Origin of the sequence: Halomonas sp. LES1 (genome assembly GCF_031846005.1) — a bacterium.
GTDB lineage: Bacteria > Pseudomonadota > Gammaproteobacteria > Pseudomonadales > Halomonadaceae > Halomonas.
The window spans coordinates 332,409-348,997 of record NZ_JAVRGC010000003.1; the positions used below are offsets into that span (position 1 = coordinate 332,409).

At 65.7% G+C, this 16,589-nt stretch carries 15 protein-coding genes; 5 read left to right on the top strand and 10 right to left on the bottom strand.

The window, feature by feature from the left end; all coding sequences use genetic code 11:
• Window positions 1-125 precede the first annotated feature (125 nt).
• Window positions 126-2,897: an aconitate hydratase AcnA gene (acnA, locus tag RM463_RS08845; RefSeq protein WP_311429797.1), complete on the top strand. Its 2,772-nt coding sequence runs from the start codon at window positions 126-128 to the stop codon at window positions 2,895-2,897.
• Window positions 2,898-3,160: 263 nt separating this feature from the next.
• On the opposite strand, the gene RM463_RS08850 is transcribed toward acnA, so the two are convergent.
• The 10 genes from RM463_RS08850 to radC all read right to left on the bottom strand — a co-directional run bounded on the left by RM463_RS08850 (window position 3,161) and on the right by radC (window position 11,995).
• Window positions 3,161-4,840 (bottom strand): NAD-dependent malic enzyme, encoded by a 1,680-nt coding sequence (locus RM463_RS08850; protein WP_311429798.1) that lies wholly within the window; start codon window positions 4,838-4,840, stop codon window positions 3,161-3,163.
• 147 nt (window positions 4,841-4,987) lie between these two features.
• Complete coding sequence (locus tag RM463_RS08855; RefSeq protein WP_311429799.1) at window positions 4,988-5,317, bottom strand: hypothetical protein; 330 nt, start codon at window positions 5,315-5,317, stop codon at window positions 4,988-4,990.
• A 183-nt stretch (window positions 5,318-5,500) separates the two neighbouring features.
• Window positions 5,501-6,709, bottom strand: coding sequence for a YeeE/YedE family protein (locus tag RM463_RS08860; RefSeq protein ID WP_311429800.1), 1,209 nt, complete (start codon window positions 6,707-6,709; stop codon window positions 5,501-5,503).
• Window positions 6,710-6,912: 203 nt separating this feature from the next.
• Window positions 6,913-7,938, bottom strand: coding sequence for a tryptophan--tRNA ligase (trpS, locus tag RM463_RS08865; protein ID WP_195687847.1), 1,026 nt, complete (start codon window positions 7,936-7,938; stop codon window positions 6,913-6,915).
• A 187-nt stretch (window positions 7,939-8,125) separates the two neighbouring features.
• Window positions 8,126-8,452 (bottom strand): putative signal transducing protein, encoded by a 327-nt coding sequence (locus RM463_RS08870; protein ID WP_311429801.1) that lies wholly within the window; start codon window positions 8,450-8,452, stop codon window positions 8,126-8,128.
• Window positions 8,445-9,638 carry a class I SAM-dependent rRNA methyltransferase gene (locus RM463_RS08875; RefSeq protein ID WP_311429802.1) on the bottom strand — a complete coding sequence of 398 codons (1,194 nt, stop codon included), beginning with the start codon at window positions 9,636-9,638 and terminating at the stop codon, window positions 8,445-8,447. The genes RM463_RS08870 and RM463_RS08875 overlap by 8 nt, the downstream gene beginning before the upstream one ends.
• A gap of 19 nt (window positions 9,639-9,657) precedes the next feature.
• Window positions 9,658-10,488, bottom strand: coding sequence for a bifunctional DNA-formamidopyrimidine glycosylase/DNA-(apurinic or apyrimidinic site) lyase (gene mutM, locus RM463_RS08880; RefSeq protein WP_311429803.1), 831 nt, complete (start codon window positions 10,486-10,488; stop codon window positions 9,658-9,660).
• A 103-nt stretch (window positions 10,489-10,591) separates the two neighbouring features.
• Window positions 10,592-10,747, bottom strand: coding sequence for a 50S ribosomal protein L33 (gene rpmG / locus RM463_RS08885; protein ID WP_097790452.1), 156 nt, complete (start codon window positions 10,745-10,747; stop codon window positions 10,592-10,594).
• Between the two features lie 42 nt (window positions 10,748-10,789).
• Window positions 10,790-11,026 carry a 50S ribosomal protein L28 gene (rpmB, locus tag RM463_RS08890; protein ID WP_132042892.1) on the bottom strand — a complete coding sequence of 79 codons (237 nt, stop codon included), beginning with the start codon at window positions 11,024-11,026 and terminating at the stop codon, window positions 10,790-10,792.
• 306 nt (window positions 11,027-11,332) lie between these two features.
• Window positions 11,333-11,995, bottom strand: a complete 663-nt coding sequence (gene radC / locus RM463_RS08895; RefSeq protein ID WP_311429804.1) for a RadC family protein — start codon at window positions 11,993-11,995, stop codon at window positions 11,333-11,335.
• A gap of 409 nt (window positions 11,996-12,404) precedes the next feature.
• Here radC and coaBC point away from each other — a divergent pair, with 409 nt between their 5' ends.
• The 4 genes from coaBC (at window position 12,405) to argB (ending at window position 16,588) form a co-directional block, all read left to right on the top strand.
• Window positions 12,405-13,658, top strand: a complete 1,254-nt coding sequence (gene coaBC, locus RM463_RS08900) for a bifunctional phosphopantothenoylcysteine decarboxylase/phosphopantothenate--cysteine ligase CoaBC (protein WP_311429805.1) — start codon at window positions 12,405-12,407, stop codon at window positions 13,656-13,658.
• A 73-nt stretch (window positions 13,659-13,731) separates the two neighbouring features.
• Window positions 13,732-14,229, top strand: a complete 498-nt coding sequence (dut, locus tag RM463_RS08905) for a dUTP diphosphatase (protein WP_311429806.1) — start codon at window positions 13,732-13,734, stop codon at window positions 14,227-14,229.
• A gap of 44 nt (window positions 14,230-14,273) precedes the next feature.
• On the top strand, window positions 14,274-15,674 hold the full coding sequence (locus RM463_RS08910) for a phosphomannomutase/phosphoglucomutase (RefSeq protein ID WP_311429807.1): 1,401 nt from the start codon (window positions 14,274-14,276) through the stop codon (window positions 15,672-15,674).
• A 14-nt stretch (window positions 15,675-15,688) separates the two neighbouring features.
• Window positions 15,689-16,588, top strand: coding sequence for an acetylglutamate kinase (argB, locus tag RM463_RS08915; protein WP_195687854.1), 900 nt, complete (start codon window positions 15,689-15,691; stop codon window positions 16,586-16,588).
• Window position 16,589 lies beyond the last annotated feature (1 nt).

Consider the following 16,589-nt stretch of genomic DNA (forward strand, 5'->3'; position numbering starts at 1 on the left):
GAGATGGCGACACCCGGCGAACATTTCAAGCACCTCCGGGCAGCAGTTGAAAAGCCTGCCTATCATGACCATATACATTAAGGCGTACCAGGAAGGTTCGTTCACACTCCGACGGGAGGATTTCGATGAGCACCGACTCTTTTTCCGATACTCTGCAGAGCCTCGAGGCCGCAGGCCGGACCTACCACTACTACAGCCTGTCCAAGGCAGCCGAGGCGCTGGGAAGCGTCGAGCGCCTGCCCAAGACCCTCAAGATCCTGTTCGAGAACCAGTTGCGCTTTGCCGATGACGAGAGCGTGTCCCGGGAGGACATGCAGGCACTGGTGGACTGGCAGCAGGAGGGACGCTCCGACCGCGAAATCGGCTACCGGCCGGCCCGTGTGTTGATGCAGGACTTCACCGGCGTGCCGGGGGTGGTCGACCTCGCCTCCATGCGTGCGGCCGTCGAGCGCCTGGGCGAGGATCCGGCACGGATCAACCCGCTCTCCCCGGTGGACCTGGTCATCGACCATTCGGTGATGGTGGACAAGTTCGGCAACCCCTCCGCGTTCAAGGATAACGTGGCCATCGAGATGGAGCGCAACCGCGAACGCTACGAGTTCCTGCGCTGGGGCCAGGAGGCCTTCGACAACTTCCGTGTGGTGCCACCGGGCACCGGCATCTGTCACCAGGTCAACCTCGAGTACCTGGGCAGAACGGTGTGGACCAGGGAGCAGGACGGCAAGACCCTCGCCTACCCCGACACCCTGGTGGGTACCGACTCTCACACCACCATGATCAACGGCCTCGGCGTACTTGGCTGGGGCGTGGGGGGTATCGAGGCCGAAGCCGCCATGCTGGGCCAGCCGGTCTCGATGCTGATTCCCGAGGTGGTCGGTTTCAAGTTGACCGGCAAGCTGCGCGAGGGGATCACCGCCACCGACCTGGTGCTCACGGTGACCCAGATGCTGCGCAATCACGGCGTGGTGGGCAAGTTCGTGGAGTTCTACGGTGACGGCCTCAAGGACCTGCCACTGGCCGACCGCGCCACCATCGCCAACATGGCACCGGAGTATGGCGCCACCTGTGGCTTCTTCCCGGTAGACGACGAGACGCTGACCTATATGCGCCTCACCGGCCGCGACGATGCTCAGATCGCCCTGGTGGAGGCCTACAGCAAGGCCCAGGGTCTGTGGCGCGAGCCCGGCGAGGAGCCGGTGTTCAGCGACACCCTGGCGCTGGACATGACCGAGGTCGAAGCCAGCCTGGCCGGCCCCAAGCGCCCGCAGGATCGCGTGGCCCTCTCCGACATGAAGTCGACCTTCGAGGCGCTGCTCGAGGACGACACGGAGGCCAGAACCACCGAGCCGGGCGTCAAGCAGGCCGCATCCGTGGAGAAGGGCCGCCTGTTCTCCGAAGGCGGGCAGACCGCGGTGGGCGTGGAGCGCAGCTTCGAGCATGCCGACAGCCAGGACGTCGACCTCGACGGGGAGCAGTTCAAGCTCAACCCGGGCGATGTGGTGATCGCCGCCATCACCTCCTGTACCAACACCTCCAACCCCAGCGTGATGATGGCTGCCGGCCTGCTGGCCCGCAAGGCCCGCGAGCAGGGGCTAGCCACCAAACCCTGGGTCAAGACCTCGCTGGCGCCGGGTTCCAAGGTGGTCACCGACTACCTGGCCGCCGGTGGCGTGCAGGAGGACCTCGACGCCCTCGGCTTCAACCTGGTGGGCTATGGCTGCACCACCTGCATCGGTAACTCCGGTCCCCTGGCGGAGCCCATTGAGCAGGCCATCAATACGGCCGACCTCACCGTGGCCTCGGTCCTCTCCGGTAACCGCAACTTCGAGGGTCGCGTGCACCCGCTGGTCAAGACCAACTGGCTGGCTTCACCGCCCCTGGTCGTGGCCTATGCCCTGGCCGGCAACGTCCAGCTCGACCTGACCCGCGAACCGCTGGGCACCGGCAAGGACGGTGAGCCGATCTACCTCAAGGATATCTGGCCCAGCCAGGCGGAAATCGCCGAAGCGGTGGAGCGGGTCAACACCGAGATGTTCCGCAAGCAGTATGCCGAGGTCTTCGACGGCGACGAGGTCTGGAAGGCCATCGAGGTGCCCCAGAGCAAGGTCTACCAGTGGTCGACGGACTCCACCTATATCCAGCATCCGCCCTTCTTCGACGGCATGCAGCGAGAGCCCGATGTCGTGGAGGACGTCAAGGACGCCCGTATCCTGGCCATGCTGGGTGACTCGGTGACTACCGACCATATCTCGCCGGCCGGCGCCATCAAGCCCGACAGTCCCGCCGGTCGCTACTTGCAGGAGCACGGGGTCAAGCCGGTGGACTTCAACTCCTACGGTTCACGGCGCGGCAACCATGAAGTGATGATGCGTGGCACCTTCGCCAACGTCCGCATCCAGAACGAGATGCTCGACGGCGTGGTGGGCGGCGAGACACGCCATGTGCCCTCCGGCGAACAGATGGCGATCTATGACGCCGCCATGAAGTACCAGCAGGAGAAAACTCCGCTGGTGGTGGTGGCTGGCAAGGAGTACGGCACCGGCTCCAGTCGTGACTGGGCCGCCAAGGGGACGCGCCTGCTTGGCGTCCGCGCGGTACTGGCCGAGTCCTACGAGCGTATCCACCGCTCCAACCTGATCGGCATGGGCGTGGTGCCGCTGCAGTTCCCCGAGGGCGAGAGTCGCCAGTCGCTGGGGCTCACCGGCGATGAGCAGATCTCCATCGCAGGGCTCTCCGAGCTCACCCCGGGCAGCAGCGTCAAGGTGACCATCAAGAGCGACAAGGGCGAGAAGCACATCGAGGCGCTGTGCCGCATCGATACCGCCAACGAGCTGGAGTACTACCGCCATGGCGGCATCCTGCACTATGTGCTGCGCAAGATGATCGGTTCGGCCTGATAGCACTTAGGCGAGAGGCGTCGGGGACAGGCCATAGAGGGGGTCCTATGCCAGGGAGGGCATCGGTAGCGCCCAGGGACGGGTTCACAGCGCCCCCTCGACGGTCCGGCGCCCCGGGGCCTGTCGCCGAATTAGCCTTGAGCTTCCCCAGTTGAAACAGACTTCAATAAGCCCCGCCGGAATATCCGGCGGGGCTTATTGGTTTCGAGCGTCAGATGTCGAACAACCTCTTGGCTCAGAGCGCTTGAGTCGGCGCTGCTGGCCTAGAAGGAGCGGCGACGATAGCGCCGATACTCCGGGGTCCAGCTGTTGCGCTCGATGGCCTCGCGCAGCTTGATGCCGTTGGTCTTCAGCGCCATGCCCTCGCCCTGGGCCTGACCGGCCACATCGAAGGCGATCGCCTTGGAGAGCTCGCGAATCGTGCTCAGCGGTGGCAGCAGCGCGCCCCTGCCCTCCTTGACGATAGGCGCCTCGCGCGCCAGCGCTCGCGAGGCTGCCATCAACATGTCGTCGGTCACTCGCCGAGCCTCGGCGGCGATCACCCCAAGGCCGATCCCCGGGAAGATATAGGCATTGTTGCACTGGGCGATGGGAATGGTGCGCCCCTCGTACTCCACCGGGGCGAAGGGACTGCCGGTCGCGACCAGCGCCGCCCCATCGGTCCAGCGAATCACATCCTCGGGCAAGGCTTCGGCCTGGGAGGTGGGGTTGGAGAGTGGCATGATGACCGGCGTCTCGCAGCAGGCGTGCATGGTACGCACCACCTCCTCGGTAAAGATGCCCGGCCGCCCGCACACCCCGATCAGCACCGTCGGCTTGACCCGTCGCACCGTCTCGACCAGATCCTGGCCACTCCAGCCCTCGGTGAGGGCCGCACCGTGGGCCAGACGGCTCTGGAAATCGCGCAACCAGTCCTGGTCGTCGGTGACCAGCCCCTCCCGGTCGACCATGTAGATACGGTCGCGAGCCTCCCGTTCGGAGAGCCCCTCCGCCTGCATGGCCACCACCACCTGTTCGGCGATGCCGCAGCCGGCGGAGCCCGCTCCCACGAACACCACACGCTGCTGGGTGATCCCCTCACCACGGGCCTTGCAGGCCGCCATCAGGGTGCCTACCACCACCGCGGCGGTCCCCTGGACATCGTCGTTGAAGCAGCACAGCTCATCGCGGTAGCGCGTCAGCAGCGGCACGGCATTGGCCTGGGCAAAGTCCTCGAACTGCAACAGCACCCCCGGCCAGCGCCGCTTCACCGCCACGATGAACGCTTCGATGAAGGCGTCATACTCCTCCTGGGAGATCCGCGGGTGGCGCCACCCCATGTACATCGGGTCATCGAGCAGCGCCTGGTTGTTGGTCCCCACATCGAGCATGATCGGCAAGGTATAGGCGGGGCTGATGCCTCCACAGGCGGTATACAGCGACAGCTTGCCGATCGGAATCCCCATGCCACCGATACCCTGATCCCCCAGGCCAAGAATGCGCTCGCCATCGGTGACCACGATCACCTTGACCTTCTCCTTGGTGGCGGAGCGCAGGATGTCATCCATCCGGTCACGATCGGGATAGCTGATGAACAGCCCCCGGTGGTTGCGATAGATATTGGAGAACTCCTGACACGCCTTGCCCACCGTGGGCGTATAGATGATGGGCAGCATCTCCTCGAGGTGCTCCGAGACCAGTCGATAATAGAGGGTCTCGTTGTCATCCTGGATGGCGCGCAGGTAGATATGCTTGTCGAGATCGGTCTGGCACTGTTGGTACTGTCGGTAGGCCCGCTCCAGCTGCTCCTCGATGGACTCCACACACTGCGGCAACAGGCCGATCAGGTTGAACTCGATGCGCTCTTCCTGACTGAAGGCGCTGCCCTTGTTGAGCAGCGGCATCTCCAGCAGCGGCGGGCCGGCATAGGGAATATACAAGGGGCGCTTGGATTCGGTGGTCATCTCAGCTCTCGATCGGTTGACGGGAACAGGCCTGGGGCACCCTGTCGGCACCCCTCGAATACTCTACCATGCACGAAACGGCAGCGCCCCGGCCAAGACCGGGGCGCTCAATGCCGGGTTGCTAAACCCTGGCGACCAGACTGAGCCTCAGTCGAGGTCGTCGAGGGTTACCACCAGGTCGCGACGCGATACATCGACACCCCAGAAGGTATAGGAGTCGCCGTCCGAGTCGACCAGCTTGATGTCGAAGACAGGGCTCTTGTACCCGGTCAGCGTGACCCGACGCGAGGCGCCATCGAGCATGACCTCGTCTCTCAGCACATCCTCCTCCCAGGAGGTCGACTTCCCGGGGCTGACATAGAGGTAGTAGATGGTGTAGCCGGTGTCATTGGTGATATCGACATAGTAGTCCCGCGCCTGCGCGGTCACCGCGAACAGGATCAGGAAGAGAGCCAGTAGCCAGCGTTGAATCGACATCGTCGGTTCCTTTCATTGGAGTGGCGCGCTAGCCACGGGAGTCATTATTGTTAATTTAGAATAATCACACTCATGACAGAGTGCCAACTCCATTCGGGCCACCACACGTGATGAGAGAGGCCCACCATGACGCAACCACCGCCCCCTCCCATGGAACCCACCCCGAAAGTGCCTGCGGTGCCGTCAGCTTCCCTTGACCGGCGCGATGGATGAGGCCGATGCCTTGAAGAAGAACGGCCGCAGCTTCACCCCGAGCATGTTGCCGGCGAAGGCCGCCACCAGCCACACCCAGCCGTGCAGGCTGCCGGAGGCGATACCGCTGAAGTAGGCGCCGATATTGCAGCCGAAGGCCAGACGAGCACCATAGCCGAGCATGATGCCACCGATCACGGCAGCCAGCACCGAGCGCAGGGGAATGCGAAAGCTGGGGGCGAAACGGCCGGCCAGCGAGGCGGCGATCAAGGCACCGAGCATCAGGCCGATGTTCATGACGCTGGTGATATCACGCCAGATCGTGGCCTCCAGGGCGGCGGCATTCCACGAGGACTGCCAGTAGCCCCACTGGCTGACATCTCCCCCCAGTGCCGTGAAGCCCTTGGCGCCCCACAGGGCGAAGGCGGAGGTGATGCCCCAGGGGCGGCCGGCCAGGGCCAGGGTGGCGAAGTTCAGCAGCGCCAGGGCCACGGCCCCCGCCAGCAGTGGCCAGGGACCGAGAAGCCAGCGTCGATTGCCGACATCGATCTTCGCTGCCCGCTCGAGCTGCCCGTGCCGGCGCTTCTCCATCACCACCGTAAAGGCGGCGATGGCCGCAAACAGCGCCAGGCTGATCGCCATTCCCCCCCCGGTGCCCGCGGTCTTGACCAGCGACACCGGCTGGAGTGCCGGCAGACTCTGCCACCAGCCGAAGTGGGCGGTACCGATCAGCGAGCCGATAATGAAGAACACCAGGGTGATCATCATGCGCGCATTGCCGCCCCCGGCGGTAAACAGGGTGCCGGAGGCACAGCCACCCCCCAGCTGCATGCCCACACCAAAGAGAAAGGCCCCGAACACCACCGATACGCCGATGGGTGCCACGAAGCCATAGACCGGCTGACCCAACAGGCTGCCGGCCCCCAGTGCCGGGAAGAACAGCAACACCGCGATGGCCAGCATCACCATCTGCGCGCGCAGGCCACGGCCTCGCCGCTCGGTGATAAAGACCCGCCAGGCGGCGGTAAAGCCGAAGGCCGCATGGTAGAGCACCATGCCCAGCAGGCCGCCAACCACCATCAGCCCCCCCAGGCGCGCGCCGAAGAGGGTGCCCACGACCAGGGCCCCCAGCAGCAGGGCCCCGGCCGCCACGGCGGGAAGGGAGAGTCGCTTGGGTCGGGTCAAGGCGAATTCACTCATGGCAGGTTCACTCGGAGGCAGAGGAGCATCACGGGGAGATGGACATCACGGGACAGGGTGCCCGCAAACCCGTCAGGATAACGGGCCCCTTAAATCGCGTAAAAGTATTTAAAAGAAGAAATTGATACCAAAAAGTAATTAAAGGCTCGAACGAATGACGGGCGCCATCAGGCGCCCGTCCTATCACCGCAGCCGAGGCGGCATCAGACGAAGCGACCCAGTCCTGCCGCCTGCCGCAGGCGGTCCATCAGAGGCGCCGCCTCGGCCCGAGCGCGCTCGGCCCCCTTCAGCAGCACCTGCTCGATATGCCCCGGATCCTCCAGCAACGCCTGGTAGCGCTCGCGAGGCTCGCGCAGATGGTCGTTGAGGTATTCGAAGACACGGTTCTTGGCCTCGCCCCAGCCGATGCCACCGGCATACTCCTCGCGCATGGCCGCCGTCTCCTCGGCCGTGGCGAACGCGGAGTAGATCTGGAACAGGGTGCAGGTATCCGGATCCTTGGGCTCGCCGGGCTCCAGCGAGTTGGTCTTGATCTTGCGCACCAGCTTCTGCAGCTTCTTCTCGGAAACGAACAGCGGAATGGTGTTGTTGTAGCTCTTGGACATCTTGCGTCCGTCCAGACCACCCAGCACCTCGACCTTCTGGTCCACCACCGCCTCGGGCAGGGTGAAGTACTGTCCCTTGTAGAGATGGTTGAAGCGACCCGCCATATCACGGGCCATCTCGATATGCTGGATCTGATCACGCCCCACCGGCACCCGGTTGGCGTTGAACATCAGGATATCGGCGGCCATCAGCACCGGGTACCCGAACAGGCCCATGGTGATGCCCTTGTCGGGGTCCTGGTTGCCGGCCGCCTCGTTCTCGGCTACCGCCGCCTTGTAGGCATGGGCACGATTCATCAGCCCCTTGGCACAGACACAGGTGAGCATCCAGGTCAGCTCGGGGATCTCGGGAATGTCCGACTGCCGGTAGAAGATGGCGTTATCGGTGTCCAGGCCGAGCGCCATCCAGGTGGCGGCGATCTCCAGGCGCGACTCCTGCACCCGACGCGGATCCTGACACTTGATCAATGCATGCAGGTCGGCCAGGAAGTAGTAGGACTGGACACCCGGGTCCTGGCTCGCCTCGATGGCGGGCTTGATGGCACCGACATAGTTACCCAGGTGGGGGGTACCGGTGGTGGTAATGCCGGTAAGGACGCGGATCTTCTCGGAAGCTGCACTCATGGAAAGCGGACTCTGCGGTTCGTAAATGGTCGCTATGGTAACGCGCAGGCCCCCACAAGGCGACCAGGGTCAGACGCCGCCCCTATCCCCTATCCCCGATGACCGATGACCGATAGCCGAGGGCATAAGCGGCAGCGTGTGGCAAAGGGCTCGACCAGGCTCTGGGCCCGCCCTCGCACCTTCGCCCTCAGAGGCGCCCTGCTCCACACTTCCAGCAGGCCTCGAAGACCCCTTCCAGGGGCTCGCCACAGCCCGGGCAGTGCCAGGCCGCGGCATCGCTCCTGCCCGCCAGGGCATCGCCTATCAGGGCGTCGGCACGCTCGCGATTATGCGACTTCACCCACACCTCGGGCTCGCACTCCCCGAGCGGCAGCTCACCGGCGCCGCCACCCAGGGTCATATTGCGCAACTCCGCGGGGATGCCCGCCGCTTCGAGCAGGTTATACACATGGCTGACCAGCAGCGCATTGCTGTGGGCAAAGACACGCACCGACTCGCCCATCCTGTCAGTCACGGAAGACCCGCACCCCCAGCGCCTTCAGGTAGCTGGTCTCGGGAATCGCCGGATGCACCGGATGATCCGGTCCCTGATGGCCCTGGAAGAGAATCTGGCCATGACGATCCTGATGACGCACCGCTCCACGCACCACGTCGACCAGCCGCTCCGGGGCCAGGTGCATGGAGCACGATGCCGAGAGCAGCAGGCCATCGCGGCCCAGCAGGCGCATCGCCTCACGATTGAGCTTGCCGTAGGCGCGCTCGCCGTTGGGGATATCCTTGCGCTTCTTGATGAAGGCAGGCGGGTCGAGGATCACCACATCGAACTGCTCGCCCTCCGCCTTGAGAGCCGCCAGAACGTCGAAGGCATCCCCCTCTCCCACCGACACCTGCTCGTGCAGGCCATTGAGCGCGGCATTGTCGGCCACCCGCTCCAGCGCCGGGGCCGAGGCATCCACGCAGAGCACCTCCCGGGCACCATGAGCCGCGGCCTGTACGCCCCAGCCGCCAACATAGCTGAACAGGTCCAGCACCCGCTTGCCGGCCACGAACTGATTGAGCCAGGCGCGGTTGACGCGGTGGTCATAGAACCAGCCGGTCTTCTGGCCATCTAGCACCGGAGCCGAGAAGCGCACGCCATTCTCCTCCAGCGGCACGGGGTCGCCCACGTCGCCCTTGACCACCTCCACGGAGCGCTCCAGGCCCTCCTGACGGCGTCCCGAGGTGTCGTTGCGCAGCACCACGTTCGCGGGTGAAAGCACCTTGTCCAGGGCGTCGAGGAGCTCGGGCAGCACCGCCTGCATGCCGGCGGTATTGAGCTGCACCACCAGCGTATCGCCGAAGCGGTCGATCACCAGCCCAGGCAGCAGGTCGCCCTCGCCGTGCACGAGGCGGTAGTAGGGGACGGCGAACAGCTGCTGGCGAAGCGCCAGGGCCTGGTTGAGGCGATGCACCAGCAGCGAGCGGTCGAGACTCTGCTGTGGATCCCGGGAGACCAGACGCGCGCAGATCAGCGAGTTGGGGTTGACGTAGGCCACGCCCATGGCCTTGCCATTGGCCGCCTCCACCACCACCTGCTGGCCCGGCTCCAGGCCCTTGAGCGGTGTCGCCGCGGTATCGATCTCGTTGGAGTAGAGCCACAGGTGGCCGGCCTTCAGGCGGCGGTCGGCGTTCTTCTTCAGGCGAAGTGAGGACAGGGTCATGCTGGGTCTCTCCGGGAAGTCAGGTCTGGCAACGGGGACAGTAGACACTGGCCCGCTGCCCGAGGGTGATAAGGCGCAGCTCGGCGCCACAGCGCCGGCAGGGCTCGCCATGGCGGCCATAGACATTGAGCCGCTGCTTGAAGTAGCCGGGCTCGCCGGTGCCTCCGACGAAGTCTCGCAGGGTCGTGCCCCCCTGGGTAATGGCGGCGGCCAGCACCTCCTTGGCCGCGGCGGCCAGACGCGCATAGCGCTCCGCCGAAATCCGCCCGGCGGCGCTACGCGGATCGATGCCGGCCATGAACAGCGCCTCGGAAGCGTAGATATTGCCGACCCCCACCACCACGGCGTTGTCCATCAGGAAGGGCTTGACCGCGACACGCCGCCCTCGCGAGAGACGGTAGAGCCGCTCACCGTCGAAGGCCTCCGAAAGCGGCTCCGGTCCCAGTCGCCTCAGGCGCGAATCCGCTTCAACGCTGCCGGCCAGCCAATCGACGAAGCCGAAGCGCCGCGGGTCGTGATAGCGCAGGATGGCACCATCATCGAGCACCAGGTCGAGGTGGTCATGCTTTCTGGGCAGCTCGCCGAGACGCACGATGCGCAGACTGCCCGACATGCCCAGATGCCATAGCAGGGTCGCCCCGGCGGAGTCTCCTCCGGCAAGCGGGAGCAGCAGGTACTTGGCACGACGGGCCAGCGAGCCGATGCGAGCGCCTACCAGTCGCTCGGCCAGGTCGGCCGGTACCGGCACTCGCAGACGGGACTGGCGCACGACCACTTCACCGATCTCACGCCCCTCGACATGCGGGGCGATGCCACGGCGGGTGGTCTCGACTTCGGGAAGTTCTGGCATCGGCGACAGGCTCTACGGCTTCCTCAGAAACGCCTGAACCCGGCTGAGGGATCAGCCGGGTTCAGATCAACAGGCTTGAACACCTGCGGAAGAGGATCAAGACTTACTTGATCTTGGCTTCCTTGTACATCACGTGCTTGCGAACAACCGGATCGTACTTCTTCATCTCCAGCTTGTCCGGAGTGTTCCGCTTGTTCTTGTCGGTGGTGTAGAAGTGGCCGGTACCGGCGCTGGACACCATTCTGATCTTGTCACGCATGACTACTTGCTCCCCTTGTATGGATCGCTAGAAGCGAATCGCTTAGACGGCTTCGCCGCGCTTGCGGATATCGCCCAGAACCGCATCGATACCCTTCTTGTCGATGATACGCATGCCCTTGGAAGAGACGCGCAGCTTGACGAAACGGTTCTCGGACTCCACCCAGAAACGGTGGGAGTGCAGGTTCGGCAGGAACCGGCGGCGGGTCTTGCGCTGGGAGTGTGAAACGTTGTTACCAGTCACCGGGCGCTTGCCGGTAACCTGACATACTTTGGACATGGGAGCCTCCAACCACTGGCCAGGTGTCAATCACCTGTTGTGTTCAAAACCTGTCGGGCAAACCGGGAGATCCCGTGACATTTGACCCAAGGGAATTCAAAGGCTGCACTTTATACCAGAGACCGCCTCACCGGACAAGCCCGGAGCGCAAGGACAGATCTGTCCCGCGACGGCGAGTACGACACAAAAGGCGACTGACGGTGGGCAGGTGCTTGGCAGGCAGCCCCCGTACTCTTCACTCAAGTCTCTCGGGGCCATGCGCAGCCGAGGCAACATTATAGAGCAAGTCGCGCCCCGCGTCATGTCCTAGAGCCACCCTCGCTCGGCGAAGGAGACGACCTCGCCATCCCCGACCACGAAGTGGTCCAGCACGCGGATCTCGAACAGTCCGAGCGCCTCGCGCAGACGGTCGGTGATGCGCCGGTCGGCATCAGAGGGTTCGGCCACCCCCGATGGGTGGTTATGCGCGAGGATAAGCGCCCCGGCGCCCAGCTCCAGGGCACGCCGCGCCACCTCGCGTGGATAGACGGAGGCGCTGTCCAGGGTGCCGCGGAACAGTGATTCGTAGCGGATCACGCGGTGCTGGGTATCGAGGAATAGCGCGGCAAACTCTTCATGCCCCAGGTGGCGCAGCTGGCTGGAGAGGTAGGCGCGCACCAGGGTCGGCGAGGTGAGCGCCTCGCCTCGAGCCAGGTGCCGCCGCGACAGCTCGAGGGTGGCCTGAAGCTGGACATACTTGGCATCCCCCATGCCCCGCGCCGCACAGAAGCACTCGCGCTCGGCCTCCAGCAGCTGGCGCAGGCCGCCGAACTCCAGCAGCAGGTCGCGGGCCAGGTCAACCGCCGAACGGCCCTGCACGCCGACCCGCAGAAAGATCGCCAACAGCTCGGCATCCGAGAGCACCTCGGCACCCAGCGCCAGCAGCTTCTCCCTGGGGCGCTCCCCCTCCGGCCAGTCCTTGATCGACATCGCTCGCCCCTCCCCCTCAGCCTGGCCCTCAGTGTAGTCACTCTTCCCTGCCGGGCCGGCGGCTCCAGAACTATCGCAGCTGACAGCACCGCTCAAGACTGTTCCGGCGACAGGTCCCGGAGCGCCGGACCGTCGAGAGGGCGCTACGAGTACCTCCTTGCAGGCTACCTCGGCCCTGCGGCGCTCTCGCGTCCCGCTCCGCTTGCAGGTCCGGTGCTGGCCAACCATGGCCAGCCCGTTCGGAGCAGTGCTCCTCACCCCTGGTCCTCGGACCCCCTCTCCGACCTATCCCCGGCGCCTTTCACTACCACCCTGTCGTTACCGCGATAGCCCTGAGATCGGCTCGGCTACGCAAGGTGGGGCGCCAGTGGTAAGGTAGGCGGCTGAGATACTCGCCGGGAACCTGTCCATGTCATCGCCATCCGGAACCGGACTCACAGGCCGCCGCATTCTGCTCGGCATCAGTGCCGGTATCGCCGCCTACAAGAGCGCCCTGCTCGCTCGTCTGCTCAAGCAGGCGGGCTGCGAGGTTCGCGTCGTCATGACCGAGGGGGCCCAGGCCTTTATCACGCCGCTGACCCTGCAGGCCCTGACCGGCGAGCCCGTACGCACCTCGTTGCTGGACCCCGAGGCCGAGGCCGGCATGGGGCATATCGAGCTGGCGAAGTGGGCCGACACCATTCTGATCGCTCCGGCCACCGCCGACCTGATGGCACGCCTGGCCGCGGGCATGGCCGACGACCTGCTCACCACCCTGTGCCTGGCCAGTGATGCCGAGAAGGTCATGGCGCCCGCCATGAACCAGGCCATGTGGCGCCAGCCCGCGACCCGGCGCAATGCCGCCCGTCTCGACGAGGATGGCTGGCGCCTGCTGGGGCCGGACAGCGGCGATCAGGCCTGCGGCGATACCGGCCCCGGCCGCATGCTGGAGCCCGAGACGATCCTCGGGTCACTGCTCTCATCGCAGGCCGCCGATCACGCGCCGGCCTCCGGCCTGACCGTCACCATTACCGCCGGCTCGACCCGGGAGCCCCTGGACCCGGTGCGCTACCTCTCCAACCACAGCTCCGGCAAGATGGGCTACGCCCTGGCCACGGCTGCCGCGGCCCTGGGCGCCCGGGTCAAGCTGATCAGCGGCCCGGTGACCCTGCCCTGTCCCGCCGGGGTGGAGAGGATCGCGGTGGAGACGGCGCTCGAGATGCATGAGGCGACGGCGCGACTCGCCCCGCAGAGCGATATCTTTATCGGCTGCGCCGCGGTCGCCGACTACCGCGCCGAAGCGGCCGCCGAGCACAAGATCAAGAAGGTCGAGGGCGAGGATGCCCTGACCCTGCGCCTGGTCAAGAACCCCGACATCATCGCCTCGGTGGCCACACTGCCGGTGCCGCAGCGTCCGCTGGTGGTCGGCTTCGCCGCCGAGACCCGGGACGTCGCGAGCTATGCCCGCGACAAGCTGGCTCGCAAGGGGCTCGACATGATCGTCGCCAACGATGTCTCTCGCGAGGGGCTCGGCTTCGGCAGCGATCACAACGCCGCCCTGCTGCTCTGGCGCGGCGCCGCGGGGGAGGAGCGGGAGAGTCTCGCTCCCCAGCCGAAGCGCGAGATGGCCCAGGCGATCATGCGTCGTGCCCTGGCCTGCCTGGCCGAGCGAGCCGACGGCTGAGCACACGGCGGCGGACCACTCCCGGCTGAGCCACCAACCGATCCACGATCCCGAACCGTATCAGGAACATCCGATGTCCCAACCCGATGCCAAGCCCCGCCTGGCCGTCAAGCTGCTCGACGAACGCCTGCGCGACTACCTGCCCCACTACGCCACCCGGGGCTCTGCCGGCATGGACCTGCGCGCCCTGCTCGACGACCCCCTGACCCTGAGCCCGGGCCAGTGCGAGCTGGTACGCACTGGGCTGGCCATTCATATCGCCGACCCGGCCCTCGCCGGCCTGGTCCTGCCCCGCTCGGGGCTGGGCCACAAGCACGGCATCGTGCTCGGCAATCTGGTGGGGCTGATCGACTCGGACTACCAGGGCGAGCTGTTGATCTCGGTCTGGAACCGGGGTCAGGCCGACTTCACCCTGGAGCCCTTCGAGCGCCTGGCCCAGTACGTGCTGGTGCCGGTGGTACAGGCCGAGCTCGAGCTGGTAGACGACTTCGCTACCGGCCAGAGCAGCAGCCCCCAGGACAGTAATGGCCAGCGTGGCACCGGCGGCTTCGGCAGCTCCGGCCGCCACTGACCCAGCCAGCGCCTCCAGTCACCGCTCACAGGAACGCACGCTTCATGACCCAACACAGCCAGACCGTACCCGCCTCCATCTTCCGTGCCTACGATATTCGCGGCATCGTCGACGACACCCTCACCGAGCCCGCCGTCGAGCTGATCGGCCGCGCCATCGGCAGCGAGGCCGCCGCCCGCGGCGAATCCAGCGTGGTGGTTGCCCGCGACGGCCGGCTCTCCGGCGAGCGCCTCAAGGCCGCCCTGGTGCGGGGCCTGACCGCTACCGGCCGCGACATCATCGACATCGGCATGGTGCCCACCCCGGTTCTCTACTTCGCCACCCACGTGCTGGACGGCGCCACCTCCGGGGTGATGGTCACCGGCAGCCACAATCCGCCCGACTACAACGGCTTCAAGATCGTGCTGGGCGGCGAGACCCTCTCGGGCGAGGCGATCACCGCCCTGCACGAGCGTATCGCCACGCACGACCTGAGCGAGGGCCAGGGCAGCCTGCGTGAGGTGGACGTGCGTGACGCCTATCTGGCACGCATCCTGGCCGACGTGCGCCTGACCCGTCCGCTCAAGGCGGTGGTCGACTGCGGCAATGGCGTGGCCGGCGAGCTCGGCCCGCAGCTGGTGGAGAGACTCGGCGTCGAGACCCTGCCGCTGTTCGCCGAGATCGATGGCACCTTCCCCAACCACCACCCGGACCCGGGCAAGCCCGAGAACCTTCGCGATCTGATTCAGGCGGTGCAGGAGAGCGGCGCCGACATCGGCCTGGCCTTCGACGGCGATGGCGACCGCCTGGGGGTGATCACGCCCTCCGGCCGACTGATCTATCCGGACCATCTGATGATGGCCTTCGCCGAGGACATGCTCGAACGCAACCCGGGCGGCAAGGTGATCTACGACGTCAAGTGCACGGGCAACCTGGCCCGGGTGATCGATGAGGCCGGTGGCGAGCCCGAGATGTGGCGCACCGGCCACTCCCTGATCAAGGCACGCATGAAGGAGACGGGCGCCCTGCTCGCCGGCGAGATGAGCGGACACATCTTCTTCAAGGAGCGCTGGTACGGCTTCGATGACGGCCTCTACGCCGCCGCCCGCCTGCTGGAGATCCTCGCTCGCCAGGAACAGGACGCGGACGCCTTCTTTGACCGCTACCCTCAGGACAAGGGCACCCCGGAGATCAATATCACCGTCACCGACGAGACCAAGTTCGATCTGGTGGCACGCCTGGCCCGGGAGGGCGACTTCGGCGAGGAGGGCGTGAAGACCACCCTGGACGGCATCCGTGTCGACTACCCCGACGGCTGGGGACTGTGCCGCGCCTCCAACACCACCCCGGTGCTGGTGCTGCGCTTCGAGGGCAAGAGTGACTCGGCGCTCGAGCGCATCAAGGCGCGCTTCGCCGATGCCCTGGCCCAGGTGGCCCCCGAGCTGGATCTGGCGCTCCAAGCATGAACAAGGAACCCGCAATGACCGAACAGACCCGTGACCCGCGCCTGGTGGTGGAGGTCCTCTCCGAGGCACTGCCCTACATCCAGCGCTTCTCCGGCAAGACCGTGGTCGTCAAGTACGGCGGCAACGCCATGACCGAGGACACCCTGATCGACTCCTTCGCCCGCGATATCGTGCTGATGAAGGAGGTGGGCATCAATCCGGTGGTGGTCCACGGCGGCGGCCCGCAGATCGGCGAACTGCTCGGCAAGCTCAATATCGAGTCACGCTTCGTCAATGGCATGCGGGTCACCGACGCCGAGACCATGGATGTGGTGGAGATGGTGCTCGGCGGGCTGGTCAACAAGGGCATCGTCAACCTGATCAACCAGTGCGGCGGCAAGGCGATCGGCCTGACCGGCAAGGATGGTGCCCAGATCCGTGCCCGCCAGCTCAAGGTGGAGCATCAGTCCCCCGAGATGACCGCCCCCGAGATCATCGATATCGGTCATGTAGGCGAGGTGGAGCATATCTCTACCGACCTGATCGACATGCTCGCCAACCGCGACTTCATCCCGGTCATCGCCCCCATCGGCGTGGACGAGGCGGGCCACAGCTACAACATCAACGCCGACCTGGTGGCGGGCAAGGTCGCCGAGGCACTCGGCGCCGAGAAGCTGATGCTGCTGACCAATGTGGCCGGCCTGATGAACAGCGCCGGCGAGGTACTGACCGGCCTGACCACCACTCAGGTGGATGAACTGATCAGTGACGGCACCATCCATGGCGGCATGCTGCCGAAGATTCGCTGCGCCCTGGAGGCGGTGAAGGGCGGCGTGAAGAGCGCCCATATCATCGACGGCCGGGTCCCCCACGCCACCCTGCTGGAGATCTTCACCAACGCCGGGGTCGGCACCCTGATCACCGACGAAGGCTGAT